General features: G+C 46.0%; 17 protein-coding genes. All 17 read right to left on the minus strand.

Going from position 1 to position 16903, the window contains the following annotated elements; translation table 11 throughout:
• Window positions 1-18: 18 nt before the first annotated feature.
• The 17 genes from PGQ33_RS07695 to PGQ33_RS07775 all read right to left on the minus strand — a co-directional run bounded on the left by PGQ33_RS07695 (window position 19) and on the right by PGQ33_RS07775 (window position 16856).
• On the minus strand, window positions 19-579 hold the full coding sequence (locus PGQ33_RS07695; protein ID WP_243022886.1) for a hypothetical protein: 561 nt from the start codon (window positions 577-579) through the stop codon (window positions 19-21).
• On the minus strand, window positions 576-1982 hold the full coding sequence (locus tag PGQ33_RS07700; protein WP_243022885.1) for an ABC transporter permease: 1407 nt from the start codon (window positions 1980-1982) through the stop codon (window positions 576-578). The genes PGQ33_RS07695 and PGQ33_RS07700 overlap by 4 nt, the downstream gene beginning before the upstream one ends.
• A gap of 12 nt (window positions 1983-1994) precedes the next feature.
• Complete coding sequence (locus PGQ33_RS07705; protein WP_270205559.1) at window positions 1995-4232, minus strand: FtsX-like permease family protein; 2238 nt, start codon at window positions 4230-4232, stop codon at window positions 1995-1997.
• A complete protein-coding gene (locus tag PGQ33_RS07710; RefSeq protein ID WP_118479232.1) occupies window positions 4222-4989 on the minus strand; it encodes an ABC transporter ATP-binding protein in 768 nt (255 codons plus the stop codon). Before PGQ33_RS07710 ends, PGQ33_RS07705 begins: the two co-directional genes overlap by 11 nt.
• Window positions 4990-5090: 101 nt before the next feature.
• On the minus strand, window positions 5091-6104 hold the full coding sequence (locus tag PGQ33_RS07715) for a sensor histidine kinase (protein WP_118479230.1): 1014 nt from the start codon (window positions 6102-6104) through the stop codon (window positions 5091-5093).
• The gene (locus PGQ33_RS07720) at window positions 6101-6769 is read right to left on the minus strand and encodes a response regulator transcription factor (RefSeq protein WP_118479228.1); all 669 of its coding nucleotides are present in this window, start codon (window positions 6767-6769) and stop codon (window positions 6101-6103) included. The genes PGQ33_RS07715 and PGQ33_RS07720 overlap by 4 nt, the downstream gene beginning before the upstream one ends.
• A 136-nt stretch (window positions 6770-6905) precedes the next feature.
• Window positions 6906-7322 carry a DUF523 domain-containing protein gene (locus tag PGQ33_RS07725; protein ID WP_077138745.1) on the minus strand — a complete coding sequence of 139 codons (417 nt, stop codon included), beginning with the start codon at window positions 7320-7322 and terminating at the stop codon, window positions 6906-6908.
• 121 nt (window positions 7323-7443) lie between these two features.
• Window positions 7444-7617 (minus strand): hypothetical protein, encoded by a 174-nt coding sequence (locus PGQ33_RS07730; RefSeq protein WP_158575090.1) that lies wholly within the window; start codon window positions 7615-7617, stop codon window positions 7444-7446.
• Between the two features lie 27 nt (window positions 7618-7644).
• Window positions 7645-8064, minus strand: coding sequence for a nuclear transport factor 2 family protein (locus tag PGQ33_RS07735; protein ID WP_270205560.1), 420 nt, complete (start codon window positions 8062-8064; stop codon window positions 7645-7647).
• A gap of 12 nt (window positions 8065-8076) precedes the next feature.
• On the minus strand, window positions 8077-8664 hold the full coding sequence (locus PGQ33_RS07740; protein WP_002578898.1) for a DUF2812 domain-containing protein: 588 nt from the start codon (window positions 8662-8664) through the stop codon (window positions 8077-8079).
• On the minus strand, window positions 8661-8984 hold the full coding sequence (locus PGQ33_RS07745; protein ID WP_002578897.1) for a PadR family transcriptional regulator: 324 nt from the start codon (window positions 8982-8984) through the stop codon (window positions 8661-8663). The genes PGQ33_RS07740 and PGQ33_RS07745 overlap by 4 nt, the downstream gene beginning before the upstream one ends.
• A gap of 132 nt (window positions 8985-9116) precedes the next feature.
• The gene (locus tag PGQ33_RS07750; protein WP_118479224.1) at window positions 9117-11498 is read right to left on the minus strand and encodes an FtsX-like permease family protein; all 2382 of its coding nucleotides are present in this window, start codon (window positions 11496-11498) and stop codon (window positions 9117-9119) included.
• Window positions 11499-11572: 74 nt separating this feature from the next.
• The gene (locus PGQ33_RS07755; protein ID WP_118552398.1) at window positions 11573-13957 is read right to left on the minus strand and encodes an ABC transporter permease; all 2385 of its coding nucleotides are present in this window, start codon (window positions 13955-13957) and stop codon (window positions 11573-11575) included.
• Between the two features lie 14 nt (window positions 13958-13971).
• Entirely contained in the window at window positions 13972-14637 is a 666-nt protein-coding gene (locus tag PGQ33_RS07760; protein ID WP_118024200.1) for an ABC transporter ATP-binding protein, read from the minus strand.
• Window positions 14638-14749: 112 nt separating this feature from the next.
• Window positions 14750-15010, minus strand: coding sequence for a hypothetical protein (locus tag PGQ33_RS07765; RefSeq protein WP_080908638.1), 261 nt, complete (start codon window positions 15008-15010; stop codon window positions 14750-14752).
• 128 nt (window positions 15011-15138) lie between these two features.
• Window positions 15139-16170: a sensor histidine kinase gene (locus PGQ33_RS07770; protein ID WP_118479222.1), complete on the minus strand. Its 1032-nt coding sequence runs from the start codon at window positions 16168-16170 to the stop codon at window positions 15139-15141.
• Window positions 16167-16856: a response regulator transcription factor gene (locus PGQ33_RS07775; protein ID WP_039959333.1), complete on the minus strand. Its 690-nt coding sequence runs from the start codon at window positions 16854-16856 to the stop codon at window positions 16167-16169. Before PGQ33_RS07775 ends, PGQ33_RS07770 begins: the two co-directional genes overlap by 4 nt.
• Between the last annotated feature and the right edge of the window lie 47 nt (window positions 16857-16903).

Here is a 16903-nt window from a genome sequence, read left to right on the forward strand (position 1 = left end):
TTTGTAACAATTCAATTTTTATCTCATTTCAGGCCGAAGAATAACCCGTTTGAATAAGAACATTGTTGCACCAAAATAGGTCAGGTAGATTGCACAGAATAGCAGGATCGTCACCAAACCATAAAGAGGCACAAGTCCCTGCTGCAAGATTGCCTCTCCGAAAAAGAACTGTGCCCCTACTATCAGCAAAACCGTCAGCAAAAGAGGGAATAGCAGTGGGATCAAAAAGACTGTGGACAGTTCCCTGCGTATCAGGGAGGCTTGCCTGTGCCCCGGTACACCCAAACGGTCAATGACTGCATAATTCTTCTGGTTTTTGTCTATGGCAGAAAGCTGCTCGAATGCAAGAACCGAGCAGGATAGAATGATGAAAATAATGCTTAAATACAATCCGCAGAACGAAATAGCTGTAAATCCCGTCAGCGAATTGGCAACGCCCCACGCCTTTACTGTAACACCCATCGTTACTTTTTCCGGGAGCTGTTGACCGGACTGCAATTCCAGCTGCCATTTCCCACTGTTCAGGAATTGCTTCAAGTCGCTTTTCAATTCCGGGTATCCGCCATCTTCCAGTTTCATTGCCAGACGGATTTTTCTCCGACTAATTGTGAAGCTGCTTCATCCGGCAGAACAAGTACATATCCCTTCGTTCCGGCCATTTGATACTGCTCCATCGGCTCCGTCAGGATTGGTGTCTCTGCAATAGTCAAGGTTCGACCATTTAATGTGATCTCCGGCTGCTGCTTCAAGCCCTGCCGGATTCCGTCCATATAGTTCCATGTATCACAATGAACCAAAAACTCGTTGTCGCTCATGGAAACAGGAAAAAGCCCCAAAATCTCACGCAGGTGGTTATAGTCGGACAAGGACAAGGCTTCGATCGGTTTTTCAGGAACCGCATACAGATAATAGCTCACAGAATCCTCGACTCCACAATGCTCCTCTGTAAAGGAAACGATGGAATCCATGCTGGATTTTTCCAAAGGTGCATCAATCGCCACGCCTGCATCATAGGGATAATAGGCTTTCATGTTGGCTTTGTAGCCTGCTCCCATTGTAAGCCCCACAAACATGGTTGTCAGGGATATGGTTAAAAGAATCGCCACCACAGCCATTGTCCGGCCAGCAGAATGGATGCGCCGCCCAATCTGCCCCAGGAAGAACAGATTTTCTTCTTTGTACTTATGGCGCAGATTTTGTTTTGCAAATCGGTGCAGCAAAAGCGGAATCTGGCGATGCAGCTCGTAAACACCCACCAGAATGAGCAGGCAGGCTCCGCCAAGGTACAAAAATGCTTCATTGGTTTGTGTCTGAAGCATCCGCCCAAGCAAAATCACGCCTGCAACCATTGCGGCTATTGAAAGCAATACTACCAAAAGACTATGGCGGAATGATTTGAAACGGTATTCTTCATTCTTGCGGTTATCATACAGCAAATCGATTACTTTCTGATGCCGGATAATCTTTGCTGCTCGGAGCATCCCAAAACCATACATCAAGGCAAAAAACAAAAATGTTACTGCCCAGGCCCGGAGAGAAAAGGAAACCTGATAGGTATGCGGCACCTCAAAGATATTTTTTACTACCTGATTCAGCAAACCGGAAAGTCCTGTACCAACCAAAGAACCAAGCAGAAAGGCCCCTGTACCGATGATACTGTTTTCAGCAAGGAACAAATTCCGTACTGTCTTTGCTTCCATGCCAATCAGTTCGTAGGTTGCAAACTCCTTTTTCCGTCGTCCCAGCATAAAGCGGATCGCATAACCGATTACAAACGAGGACATAAAAGCAACCAGAGCTGACATAAGCAAAATTCCAGTAGTCAGCATCGACATATTTTCTGCCATAGCAAGAACATCTGATGAAAAGCCCAATGCCAAAAATGAGTACATCAATGCCGCAGTCAAGGTAAGCGTCACCAAGTAAATGATATAATCCCGCAGGCTTCTGCGGATATTTTGAATTGCTAACTTCCAGTACATATCTTCCTCCCATCACCTTACGCTATCGGAGTTGCTGCGAATCGAACGCTGGAACAGCAGCCATGTACTGAGAAAATAGCAACTCAGCAGCAAAGCGAAAATCCCGACAATGATACCTATTTGCCGCATCAAGGCTCCGTAGCCAATATAAGCTGAGATTTCAGCAGAAACATTTTGAAGAAAATAGCCAATCACAATAATTGCTACAACGATTGCCGCTGTGATCGGCATCCCAAACCAAACACCAAGCTGTTTTAGAACCAAAGTATGCAGGTCCTTCTCTTCCACTCCCATTTTTCGCAGAACCGAAAATCTGTAGTTGTTTTTTTCTGCATCTAGGAGCTGCTGAAGAGCCAGCACGGTAAGACACATCACCATCAGCACAATTGCACCATAGATCAAGGACGCTTTTAGGATAAAGTTAAGGGCGATTATACGGTTCACTTCCGTAGTATGGACAGTTGTACTGTATCCTGCCAGATTGTCTTTATCAGGATCTTCTGGATAAGAACGCCCAAGAAGCTGTTCCAGCATTTCTGCCGTTTTGAAGGGAAGCGGATATTGGGTCATCACAAATCGGTTGCTCTGTACCGGAAGCAAGACTTGCGCTATCTCGTCAGGTATGATATACACCACATCTGTATAAAGATTATAGATGGATTCCCCCACAGGCTCCTGAAACACGGCGTTCTCACTGAGTTTCAGGGTGCCTGCGTCAGTTTCCAGTAAGGTATGCTCAGCGATGTAGTTTTCAATATCCTTGTCCTCTGCCGCACGATGCCAGTGGGTAGCAAATTCATCCGTTTGTAAGATAATAGGTTCATATCCCAACATTTTCCGAACAGCGTTATAATCCTTCAGTGCAATTGCCAAGGGAGGAAAATCGTACTTTACCCGCTGGTGAAAGTCGCTTTTTTGGGGAAGATATTCCGAAAAAGTCAAATCGTCCTTTATCGCTATGTTGTTTTGTTCTATGAACGCAGTAATTTCCCCATAGTCTGTATCCGGAAGATTTTCCACTTCATAAACATCGTTGTAGCGGCTTGAAATTTGAATATCATAGACTGCCCGACTATCCAAATAGCCCAGACTCCATCCTGTCAAAACTGGCGCAATGACAAACAAGCAGATAGAAAAAGTCAGGGTCACACAAATTATCGTCATCGTTTTCGTATTGGTAGCCAGCTTAGAGGAAAGCTGTCCAAACAGAAATAAACTCGTATTGTGATATTTGCAGGACACTTTAGACTCCTTCCAGTATAGGAGCGCCGCATTCGATAAATAAATGACTGCGGAAATGATAAACAAAATATCCGCAACCCCAAACAGCAAATATTGATTCAGAGTTGGGGCGTCAAATCCAAGGAAGTAGGCTTTTTCCAGTTCTGCGATGAAAAAAATCGGGATAGCGGTCAATACAGCACCAGCCAGAAGCCCGCAAAGATATCGGGAAAATCCTATTTTTCTGTGTAAAACAGCACCTGCGATTGCCCAAAGCAGCGTCAGTGCAGGGAATAGGACATTCCCCCAATACATGAGCTTTACAGGAAGCGGATGTCTGGGATCGAAGTAAAAATGATATTTTACAGCACCTACCTCCAGCATCCACAGCAGCATAATGCCATAGAAAATACAGATCATCGGCATCCATCTGCTTTTATGAAGCGGTTTTTCATTCTGACGGTTTGCCGTCATAAGCTCAATAATCCTGCTTTTGTTGAGAATTCTGACATTCCCGACTCCAACCAGAATCTGGCAAATAACAAAGAAGCCCACGGTCAGTAGCACGGTATCTGGAAAAAAAGACCAAGAAAAAGCGTAGGGTTCCCCAAAAGAAGCAAGCAGCATAGCCGTAATGACCTGAGAAACGATCATCCCCAGAAGGATTCCCACCGATACAGAGAATATGAGCAGGAAAAAAGTCTCTCCAAAAAAGAGCAGTCCTATGGTTTTTTGCTCCATTCCCAGGGTTGCCTCAACTGCAAACTCCGATTGTTTTTTTCTCAGCATGAAACGATTGACATAGTGGATCAGGAACAACAAAAGCAGACTAATCCCGCAAATTGCCAGTTTCATACCTCCAGCCAGCAGGGAAATATTATATTCCGCACCAATGGTCGGATGATAATGGGTGCTGCTGATAGACAAAAACGCATAGAACAGGGTGACACAGAGTGTCATGGTCACAATATAAATCAAACAGTCCTTCACAGACCGCTTTGCATTTTTGAAAATGAGTTTAGCGTACATCGCTCATGCCCCCTCCCATCATGGTGAGGACATCCAGGATTTTTTCAAAGAAAGTCCTGCGGGAATCACCACCCTTACGGATTTCCGTGAAGATCGCGCCATCCCTCAAAAAGAGAATGCGATTGGCGTAGCTTGCCGAGAAAGCGTCGTGTGTCACCATCAGGATCGTGGCTCCGAGATCTTCGTTGATACTCTGAATCGTAGAAAGCAGCATCTGGGACGAATGACTATCTAACGCGCCGGTGGGTTCGTCCGCCAAAATCAGCTTAGGCTGGTTGATAATGGCTCTGGCACAGGCGCACCGCTGCTTCTGGCCGCCGGACACCTGATATGGGTACTTATCCAGAATATCCATGATATTCAGCTTTCCGGCCATTTCCCGCACCCGTCCATCGATCTCGCCTGCTGGAACCTTGTTGATGGTCAGCGCCAGGGCTATGTTTTCCGAAATGGTCAGCGTGTCCAGCAGGTTAAAATCCTGGAACACAAATCCAAGATTTTCCCGGCGAAACCGGGCAATCTGTTTTTCATTGATTTCCGTCACATCGGTCCCATCCAGATAGATATGTCCCGCACTGACGGTATCAATGGTGGAAATACAGTTGAGCAGGGTGGTCTTGCCGGAACCGGATGCTCCCATGATTCCTACAAATTCCCCCTCCTGAACGGAAAAGCTGATGTCCTGAATTGCTTTTGTAACATTCCCACTATTGCCATAATATTTTTGGATATGATCCAGTTTCAAAATTTCTTTCATTGTTATCACCTCTGATCTCTATTGTAAAATAAGAGCGGCTTCGTTTGTATCAAGTTTTCTTACAAAGTTCTAACAAAAATGTAAGAAGTGCAGAACGGTTCTCAGCTCTGCACTTCATGAATCAAACAGTTAATATGAAAAGAAAGGGAAATTGCTGTGCCATGTTCCGACGACTCCGCCGTAATGCCAATGCCCAGCTTTTCACAAAGCCGTTTGCATAGGTACAGGCCAATGCCTGTGGACTGCTGGACCATACGACCATTCTGACCGGTAAATCCCTTTTCAAAGATACGGGGCAGATCGGACGCAGCAATCCCGATTCCATTGTCCTCCACGACAAGAACAACCTGATCCTGCCGTTTATGAGTAGAAATGCGGAGAACCGGCTGTTCCGTACGATACTTGACCGCATTGGCAATCAGTTGGTTCAGAATAAAGCGCACCCACTTTTCATCTGAATAAACCGTGTCCTGCATTTCCTCCACTTCCAGACGCATACCACTTTGGAGCAGCAGATATTTATTATCTGCAATCGCCTGATGCACCACTTGGGACAGTGCCATTTCCCGGACAGAATAATCTTTCTCTGTATGCTCACTGCGGGCATAATAAAGAGCCTGTTCGGTAAAGCGATTTGTCTTTTCCAGTTCCAGCAGAAGTTCTTTTGTCCAGTCCATCCGATGGTTTTCACATAGAAGTTTCATGGCAGTAATGGGCGTTTTGATTTCGTGAATCCATTGTTCAATGTATTCCTTGTACTCCAGGCGTTCCCGCTCGACCTCCCCGATCTGCTCCAACATGGATTTTCCAGCCATTTTCAAAAGCTGATAGTAAACCTGATCCTCGGCCTGTTCCGGCAGCTCCATCACTTCGGAAATGAGGTATCTCTCGGAGAGCTGCTCCGCCATATCCAGAAGTTTTTGCATCTGCCGCTTTCGTTTCCAGTAAGTGAGGACAAGTCCCGTCAGCAAAATCAATGCCCATACGATCAGGATCAATACTACTGCGGAAACCGAATTGCCGCACACCAGCAGAAATACAGTGAGCGCAGCCATACAAACAAGGTTCGTCAGCAGAAACGGCAGCCTGTTTTTCCAATATCGTCTGCTGTTCATATCGTGTACCCCTGTCGGTGCTTTGTCTTGATAAAATCCGTCAGGCCGATGCCCGCAAGTTTTTCCCGGATGCGGTTGATATTGACGCTCAAAGCATTGTCATCCACATATAACTGATTGTCCCACAAATACTCAATCATATCTCCACGAGAACAGATTTTTCCTCCGTTCTTGAAAAGGTAATAGAGAATCTTCAATTCGTTTTTGGTAAGTTCTACGCTCTGTCCATTATAGTCCAAACTACTGGATTCCAGATGCAGCACCGCATCTCCATAGACGATCTGCTCCCGTTGCTGTGCGGGATAGGCTTTCTTCAGCAGGGAAGCGATTTTTGCAAGCAGGATCGCTGTGTTATAGGGCTTCGTGATAAAAGCGTCCCCACCCAGCATGATGCTATTTAGTTCGTCCATATCCGTGTTGCAGCTTGTCACAAAAATAATCGGCACCTCGGAAAATGTGCGAACCTCGGTGCAGAGAGAAAAGCCACTGGTTCCCGGTAGCTTGATGTCCAGTAAAATCAAGTGTGGCTGTTCGGCTTTGATCCGATCAATCACATCAGAAAAATCTTCCGGAGCCGCCGCTTCATAGCCATTGCTTTGCAGCAGCGTTTTCAATTCATTCCGTATCAACGGATCATCTTCTATTATCAATATTTTTTCTTTCATATCAGCCTCCGTGAAAAAAATAATATTCTATGATATAGTCGCTCATGCTCCCATTGACATTTGCATCAGGCGAATATAAAAATGCAGCCTTAATGCGTTAGGAACCTTATCCCTCAACAAATGAAAAATGGTAAACTTATATTTCTTCAACATCAATGACATGATATCCTTTTTGTTTTAATGCCTTTGCAAACAAACCCATTCCAGAAACTAACTTTCCAGTGAAGCTACCATCATATATCTGATTAACACCACAGGTAGGGCTTCTGGATTGTAATATAACTAAATCAATCTCTTCATTCTGAATTTTCGATAATGCAACTGCCACTGCCTTATTATATTCTAAACTAACATCATTTCCGTTTTCATCAACTACTCTCCCATTCACAATTTCTGCGCAGGGTCTGGGAGTTTCCATTCCTGCTAATACTTCCGGGCAGATAGAAATCACTTCTTTATCTTTTAAAAAATGGATAGCTGCTGAATTTTTGTTGTTTTTCCCATTATATTTACAGTTCTCTCCCATAATACAGGCACTAACCAATACTTTCATATTTGTCACCTCAAAGCCCAATGGCTTGCTCGAACAGTCCACAATAAAGTCCTTTAACGAATAGTCGAGATTACCAGTCTGTCAACGCACCATAGACGACAGTTCAAAAGCAAACTATGTGTTAAAGCAAACTACCCTTTAACCCTTTTTTGAAAACCAGTACAGCTCTTTCGGTTCCCCAAAAAGACATCGTAACAAGTCGATAGCTTTCCTTTTCCATTTCTTCTATTTTTGCATTGATTTTCTCTGTTACATTTTCCACGGTAATTCCTTCTACTAATTCTGTCCGATACATTATATTTTACCTCCATAAGCACTCAATTCAAAACCAATTCGCTTTTTCTGCTTTGAATTGAGGGGTATCGCCTTCCTGGTATGGATTATAGGTATTGCGATTACACCCAAATTCTTTTAATGCCTTTATTTTATTATCCTCTGTCCATTCAACCAGCGATATTCCATCAAATTCCTCTATACTTCCATTGTTCATTTCATTTTTGAAATACCACTCCACAATCGTTTGATCTTCCTTATGAAAAAATTGCTTGATTTCCCAAATAACCACCTTGCCACGGGTATTCCATTCCTGAAACCAATGCTTTACTGTTTTTCGGTTGTTATACTGGGGACTCCAGCTTTCTGTATAGATCACATCTTCTGTAAAAATATCATCAATCCCCATATCCTGCTGATTGAGCCACATATCAAACCATAATCGGATTGTTTTTTCTCGTTCATCCATGATATAAACACCTCACCATTCTTTTGTCTTACCTTCGCGTTTGTTCTGCATAACCTGGGTTTGATATACGAGAACAGGAATCAGAGAAACCAGGGCAAGCACACCAAAAACTACCGAACATTTTGCAACCGCAAATATTGCGAACATGAGCAATATCAGCAACCACGGATTACGCAGATTTCTGTAATAGTTTTCCTTGTCCTCATAAGAAGTATGAAGTTCAAACGGCTTACCGTCATTATCTTTTTCTACGATCAACAGTTCCCGATTAAAGGTGGTGGCATTTGTTGCTATGCGTCCGCCTTTTTCAGCCCATGGCCGTAGGCGTACTTTACCAACAGAGTAGTTCAGGTTGATGTTTTTATAAAATACTTTGTAACCCATCCCCTCTAAAAACTCATGATAATCGGATGCGTTGGCCTTCGATTTTTGCCCGATAAACTCCACGCAGTATTTTACCTGATCCGGTTTACACTCCTCAAATTCATACAACATTTTTTCCGCCCGAATCAGACGATAGCCCTTTTCAGACATTTTATTCAGCCAATGTTCCTGGGCAGTCAACAAACCGCCAAAGAAACGATAATACTTTTTGCTCATACCGCACCTCCAATAATTCCATTAGCCACGCCTACAAGTTCATTGAGCCTTATCAGCTCCTTTTCTGCAATTTCTTTTCCTTGCGTTGTAATGAGATATTCTTTTTTCCGTCCCGCACTATCTCCAAAAGGTGCAATCCAGCCTTTTTCCTGCAACGAGTTCAACGCACCATATAAAGTACCTGCCCCCAGCGTGAGCCGCCCTTTTGTATTGTCTTCAATAAATTGCATAACAGCATATCCATGTTTCGGGGTATAAAGGGAGAGCAAAATAAAGAATGTCACCTCTGTGAGCGCACCGCCTTTCGCATTGTCTCGCATAACACCTGCCTCCTTATTACGGTTACTGTAATAAATATATCACTAACCGTAATAGAAGTCAATAACGATCCAAAATATAACAGCAAACTTAAAAAGCGGGGCAGCACACGCCGCCCCGCCGATCCTATATGCTTATTCCATCGCTCGCATTTCTTCCACAAGCGATTGATTTTTCTGCCTGCGCATTGTCCAGAAGGACAGAATCACCTCCAGGCCAAACAGTACCAGAACGAACAGCCCCATTTGCAGGAAGGGGAAGGAATATGGCATTGCTACATGGAAAGTCATTTCGCTGAATTTTCGGGCAAATATCACTGCAATCGGGAGGCCGACTGCCAGGGTTGCCAACGCAGCAGAAAACGCATAGCAAATTCCCTCATAGATGGTCATTTGACAGAGCTGTTTTCTGGTCAGACCGATGGCACGAAAGACGCTGTTTTCCCTCTTTCTGGACATCTGATTGGAGAGGGTGGTGTTGATGAGATTAACCACGCCAAAGAGAAATACCAGCCAGGACAGCGCCTGAAACCCTCCAAAAACGACCCGGTTTTCCATTTCCTCATAATCCTTATGTATCCCAATGGTATCCAAGTCAAGATCCGGATTGGAAGAAATGATCGCACTCAGACTGTTTTCAATCTGCTCCGCCTTTTGGGGATCGCTGACAATGCTCCAGGAATAATCAAAACAATCAATCATAGGCATTGCTTCCTGAAACAGCTCTTCGGTTGCAACCATGCAGGTGCTGTCCAATGCCAGAGGACCATGACCATTTTTAAGCCCATCGTTTATGAACAGACCGGAAACAGTGACAGGAATCTCTTGATCCCCTATGGTAAGTTTTATAACTGACCCCACATCTACACCGATCATATCTTCTGCATATTCCATATCGAGTGCAATACTATGGGAATCTTGAGGTAAAGTTCCGGACACAAGCGCCGCTTCCATCTGATCCCTGTTTCGGTCACTCAACAGATCACACATTCCGCCGGAAGAACTCTCCTCATTTTCAAACCGCACATGAACCGCCTGACGATTCTCTATCACATCTGTTACGCCGTCTACGGCCAGCACTTCCTGCCGAAGCGCTTCATTCAAAGGATTTCCTTTTGACATTACCTCATATTCTGTTTTTTCAGAATGGATATAGATTTTATAATCCCCATCCGGGAAATACTGTCTTGCGATCCGCTCCGGCGAACGAACCAAAAGAATAGAAGCTGTCACCAAAAGGATCACCCCGCCCAGACTCAGGGAAGCCACGATACTGATCGTCTTTTTGCGGTCACGCCTGAAATTTGCAATTCCCATGGAGAGGGGATTTAACCGCATATTCTTCTTATGTGTGTGGGTCTTTCCGCTCTGATTGCCGGTAAAGCGGACTGCTTCAATCGGGGAGATACCGGCGGCAATCTTTACCGGTCTGCGGATCGCAATGGATACCATAAACCAGCCAAGCAGTGCAGTCAAAACAATCGCAGCAACATAAAATGGCAGATGAAACCCACGGGGAAACAGCGCAAACCCGGCTGCACATCCCAGCAAAATACCGATACCAATGCCAGCCCATCCTAAGAAACGGCCTTCTTTTTTGACAATACGGCGGATCTGTTTTGGCGTTGTTCCGATAGTCCGCAGTTGTCCATAACTTTGGATTTTGTCATTGATAGAAATTCGGAAGATACTTTGTATCACAACATACCCTCCGATGATGACCAGAACTGCAATTCCGGCAACCAGCGCCAGCATACTGACATTCACAGGCTGCTTATAGAACTTCATATAGCTGAGGTTCATGATCGGCATTTCCAGCTGATATTCCTTGGCAATCTCCCGGCTGCGGGCAGTCAGCTCTGTTTCATCCATTTGCTGCTCATTCTTAAAATGCACATAGGCACGATAATCAGCGGGGTCATAGCCGCTCCATCCTTTCAGGGCTTCTTTGGAAAGAAGGATGGAAGATCCATTTACCTCTTTTTCCTTATAGCCTTCCATAATGCCAGTCACCGTGTATTCTCCGTGAAAGCTCTCGCTGCTTAGCATAACCTTTTCGCCAATCCCGGCGTCTGCACCATAGTTGGAAAGGAAATAACGGCTCACCACCACCTCATCCTCCTTTTGGGGCAGTCGGCCTTCCAGCAGCTTCATCTGGTCACGGGCAATATACATCGTTTCCTCATCACAATAAATATAGGAGGCATTGTATCCCTGCTCCGTAGGTTCCACAGCCAGCATGTAATACTCTCCTACCCTTGAGAAGTCATCCAGCCCCTTCAGGGTGGACACATCTTCTTCGGTAATTCTGGTATAGACCGCCTCATAGGTATCCTCCACATGATTTTTCTCTATCTGCCGGGTAGACAAAGCCATCACAATCGAAAAACAGATCAGACAGGATGCCAGCGCAACGGCGATCACCACCATCAAATTCCGGCGTTTTTCGCTTTTCAAACTCTTTCTTGCCAGTTTCCTGACAATATTTCCTGTATCATTTTCAAATGGTACTGTCATTTTGATCATCTCCTTTAAGTCTTATATTTCTGCTGTCAGCAAAGCGGCGGCTTCACATCGGAAGCCGCCTCTGGTTAGTCCATGGTCTTGATCCGCTCTACAAGGGAAAGCCGTTTAGAGTAACGGACAGCAACCAAAGAGAAGATTCCGGTCACGACCAAAAGTGCCAGAACAAAAACAACCGTTTCCATCAAAGGGAATTGATAGGACAGTTCCCCAAAAATATTAAAGCTGCTGATCACATAGTCAAAAATCCAGCCCAGGATTCCGCCAATGCCAACCGACAAAAATACCGTAACCCCTGCGTACCACAGGCATTCTGCGATCAGCATACGGGAAACCTGCTTTCCGGTCATTCCCACAGACTGCAAAATCCCAAGCTCCTGCTGCCTTGCCAGCAGATTGGTCATCAGGGTGTTGACCAGATTTACCATGGAGAACACAAACAGGAATGCCAGCAGCAGATAAACACCGCGGGTCATCATCTTTAGCTGCGATTCCAGGGATGCCGCATGGTCTGCTCTGGAAAAGACCGTCAGCACCGGATTTTCCAGCAGGCTGAAAATAGACGCCCTGAGCGCATCCGAGTCCTCCGATGTATGGACATTCCAAACAGCCTCTCTGTTCTCAATGTCCGGGTAGAGCTGATCGGCCAGTTCTTCTGTAAGGGTAAACAGGCCCCATGCGCCGGTGCCCGATGTCACTGACGGTTTCGCAATCCCCATGACCGTTACTTCTATGGCCTTACCGTCCATGGATTCAAAGGTCAGCACATCCCCAACAGCAGGCGTATAGCCATAAAACATACTTAAAAGATGATCTTCCGAATCAGTCACGACCACACCGTTGTTTGCGGCAAGCTCCTCATAATCTGCGCTGCCTTGTTCCAGATTTTCCTCTGGCAGCCATTGTTCCATCTGCTCTCTGTCAAATACAGGGAACTTTAACGCAACACTTTCCTGGGGGAATTTCACCGTTGCGGATGTTACTTCATGGCTGGTGATAGATTCCACACCATCTATGGCAAGAAGCTCCTGACGAAGTTCTTCTGTCAGTGGATTTTCCCGCGCGATGGCAGGCAAGCCTTCCGCGCCTCCCGAATCCATCCAGCTGACCTCATAGTTACAGTGATCTCCCATGGCTTCTATCGCCATCTTTTCGGGGCTGATGGAGTTAAGTACCGTAGCGGCTGTTACCAAAAACACACCCGTCAACCCGAGAGATACCAGGGTGATGACCGTCTTTTTCCTGCTCCGCCTAAAGTTCATCTGTGCCATAGAGAACGGCGTAATGCGGTGGTTTTTCTGATCCTTCCGGTCTGTTGCCGTTTCATAACCACTGGAGCGGACCGCTTCGATGGGGGATACCCTCGCCGCCATGCGGACAGGCGCATGAATGGACAGAAATACCGTCAGGGCGCAGGCTGCTGCGGTCGCAGCCAGATAGGGCAGATTGCCCATCCAGCTCCAATGTGCCGGGAAAATAGCAAACCCGATAGCCCCTCCAACCAAAAGCCCCAGCGGGATACCGCAAAGAGATAACAGCAATCCCTCCCGCCGCACGATCCGCCGGATCTGTTTTGGTGTTGTGCCGATCACTTTCAGGCGTCCATATTCCCGCATTTTGCCCTTTACGGAAATGAAAAAGATACTGTAAATGACCACGGCACAGGCAACCAGCAAAAGGATTGCCACGGGAATGTAATATTTCATCACGCCGGACTTAAAGCCCTGCATATCGAAATAGTTGGAACTGTAAAAAATCTGATCCTCTGAGACATCGTTGGCAGAAAGGAATGCTGCAATACCCGCCTTGAGCTGCTCCAGCTCCATATCATCAGCACCGGTATAACGAAGCCGAAATTCAAACAGCGGCTCTCCCTGCGCCATCTCCTCCACAAATGCTTCAGATACATAAAGCTGGAACATACGGGAGTCATTCTCCACATCCATGATACCGCTGACGGTATAGGTCTGCTTTCCGTTTCCAAGATTCACTTCTATGGTCTGCCCGACTTCTGCGGGGATTTCAAAATAATCAAGAAATGCCCGTTCTACCAGAATTTCATTGGCAGCCTGCGGAAGCGTCCCGGTAAAGGAAGGTTTCTTCCCCAATTCCATCCAGTTGGCATCCGCATACTCCACAGTCAGAACGCTGTCACCATAGCGGGCGGAACCGTAATTCTGGGAAAGACCCCAGCGTTCCACTTCCGGGCAGTCTTTCAGTCTTTCAATCGTATCACGGTCACAATTCACCACAACCGCCTGATACTGTCCCCGGAGATCCGCCTCCAGTTTTCTGTCATTTCCCGCTCCTGCGCAGAAAATCGCCGCCATCAAAGCAGCCGCCAGAGCGATCGTTACGATCACAAACAGGTTGCGCCGCTTGTCTGTCTGAATACTCCTTGCCGCCAGTCTTTTAATAACCGGCCCTGTGTCATTTTCAAAAGGCAATGTCATGTCTGCCACCTCCTTTATCCAACGATTTTGCCATCCTCGATCCGTACAATACGGTCTGCAAGCTGGGCAATGGCATCATTATGTGTGATCATCACCAGCGTCTGGTTAAATTCACGGCTTGTTCTCTGCAAAAGCCCCAGCACATCGGCGCTGGTCCTGCTGTCCAGGTTTCCGGTGGGTTCATCGGCAAGGACGATAGCGGGCTTTGACACCAGCGCGCGGGCGATTGCCACACGCTGCTGCTGTCCACCGGAGAGGTTGTTTGGCATATTCTTCAGCTTATCCTCCAGTCCCAGCATGGACACCACATCCGCCATGAATTTCTGATCCACCGTATCCCCATCCAGCTCCACCGGCAGGACGATGTTTTCATACACATTTAGGATTGGCACCAGATTGTAGTTCTGGAAAATAAAGCCGATATTGCGGCGACGGAATATGGTAAGCTGCTCGTCGTTCATCTTCGCCAGCTCCTTATCCCGCACCATCACGCTGCCGGAGGTGGGTGTGTCCAGACCGCCCATCATGTGAAGCAGGGTGGACTTACCGGAGCCGGAAGTGCCGACCACCGCCACAAATTCGCCCTCCTCCACAGAAAAGTTCACGCCATCCAGGGCGCGGGTAATGTTCGGCTCTGTGCCGTAGTATTTTTTAAGATCAGTTGTCTGCAAAATTTTCATAACAGTTACCTGCCTTTCTTAATTTGTTGAGTATAGGGTAAAGGGCAAATGTTGCAGAATTGTCCTAAAGGGTATGAAAATCCATAATGAATTGCTTCAATTTTAGGACAATTCATTTTCGTGTGTCTTTTTTATAAAGCCGGATAGATATAAGCAAAACCATTGCTAACTGAATTACAACAAAAAACAGCGTCAGCCAAACGCTCTCATAATAAAAAATATCTGTCCAGAAGATCACCAGATCTACCAGAGCCACCACACCAGCCGACCATCTAATTTTTCTTGGAAAGAAGTGCCGGAGCAGCAGCACAACAACAACCGGCGGGATCAGCAAGCAAGCTGCATTGATGAGTAATGTCTTTGTGATTTCCATAAGGCCACCTCCAAATTCATGATGTTGCTGTCAGCATAAATCCCAAATGTTGCAGAATTGTCCTAAAATCCATTGTCCTCTAAAAATTTTTCAAAAAAGGCAGCCTGCCAAAACAGACTGCCTCAGAATTATTTTATGGGCAGGAACACGGAAAAAGTTGATCCTTCCCCAACTTTAGACTCGACGGTAATATAGCCCCCCTGCATGGTAATGATCTCTCGGGCAAGGTATAAGCCGATTCCGACCCCATCTATATCATGCACCGCTTCATCCCGATAGAAGCGTTTGAAGATCGTGCCCTGAGAATGCTCCGGGATGCCTCTGCCTGTATCCGTCACATCTATCCTCAAATACATCTCCCAATCCCGTACCCTCACCTGAATGCTGCCACCAGCAGAGGTGTACTTTACCGCATTATCCAGAATGTTAAACAATGCTTCGGAAGTCCAGCGGCTGTCATGGGATATTGTCAAATCAGATGGGCAGTCCACCGACAGGCTGATCTCTTTTTGTTCCATCGGAGCCAAAACACCATTGATGGCGCTCACCAGCGTATCCCCGATCACAGCATCCTGTTTCTCCAGCGTAATGACACCCGTTTCCAAACGGGAGGTTTTCACCATTCCCTGAATGAGAAAATCCAATTTATCCAGCTGCGTGCCTGTGGCCTGCAAAAACTCCTTGCGCTTTTCTTCTGTCAATGGCCGTGTCAGCATGGTATCGTTGATCAGCTTCAAATTTGCGATGGGGGTTTTGGTCTGGTGGGAAATATCTGATACTAGGGATTGCAGTTCTTCCTTTTCTCCCTCTGCCGTATGTCTGGTTTTCTGCATCACATTATAGAGCCGTTCCAGACGATGGCTAATCCGAGACAGCAGTGTTTCCGCTTCATAGTCTACCTGGGGCCGGTCTGTACTGTCCATCATGTGATCCAATGTCTGGCACAAACCATCGGTGAACAGAGAAAGTTTCTTTTGAAAATAGTGCAGAAAAACCATGCCCCAAATGTAAAATGCAGCTGTCAAAATAATGCCGCAGATGACAACACGCACATCTTTCGTCAACAGGAAAAAAATCAACAGCAGCAAAGCGGCAGTGAGCAGAGTCCCCGCCACAATTTTTCTCAAAAATACCCTGACAGATAAATTTTGCAGCTTCATCGTGGCTCACCGCCGATCCACTGGTATCCCATTCCATAAGCTGTCTTAATATATTTCCGCTCATCTGTTTCGATTTTTTTGCGGATACGGCTGATGATCGTCGTTAGAGTATGCTCATCCACAAAGTCTCCATCAATGTCCCACAGCTTCTCTAAAATCTGCCGCTTGGTCAGAATAATCCGGGGGTTCTTTACGAACAGGAACAGGGTGCGGTATTCCTTCGGTGTAAAGTCCAGGGATTCTCCGGCAAGGGACGCACTTTGTTCGGAGAAGTCGATTTTCAGAAAGCCATCGTCAAACAGATCATGCCGAGGTGTCCGCAGCTCCAGATTTGCAAAAACCGCCGCCACTTTTTTACAAAGCACTGTCACAGAAAAGGGCTTAGTCACATAATCCGCGCCGCCGACTTCATATCCCTTGAGCATATCGCTCTCCTTATCATTGGCTGTGATAAAGATGATATAGGTATGCTGACCGCGATTCCGGATTTCTTCACACAGATCCAGTCCGCTGCCATCGGGCAGGTTAATATCCAACAGTGCCACATCAAATTCATTTTCCCGCAGCTTTCTTACCGCGCTGTCAAAATTAAAAACAGAAATGACCTCATATCCATCAGAGGTCAGATTGTATGCCAATGTCCGATTCAAAAGCTGATCGTCCTCTACAATTAGAATCTTCTTCAAGACATTCACTTCCTTCCTTATTTTTCAACTATACTGATAGGATAAAC

This window comes from Coprococcus sp. AM100_B19A (genome assembly GCF_027662015.1).
Classification (GTDB): Bacteria; Bacillota; Clostridia; order Lachnospirales; family Lachnospiraceae; genus Allocoprococcus; species Allocoprococcus comes.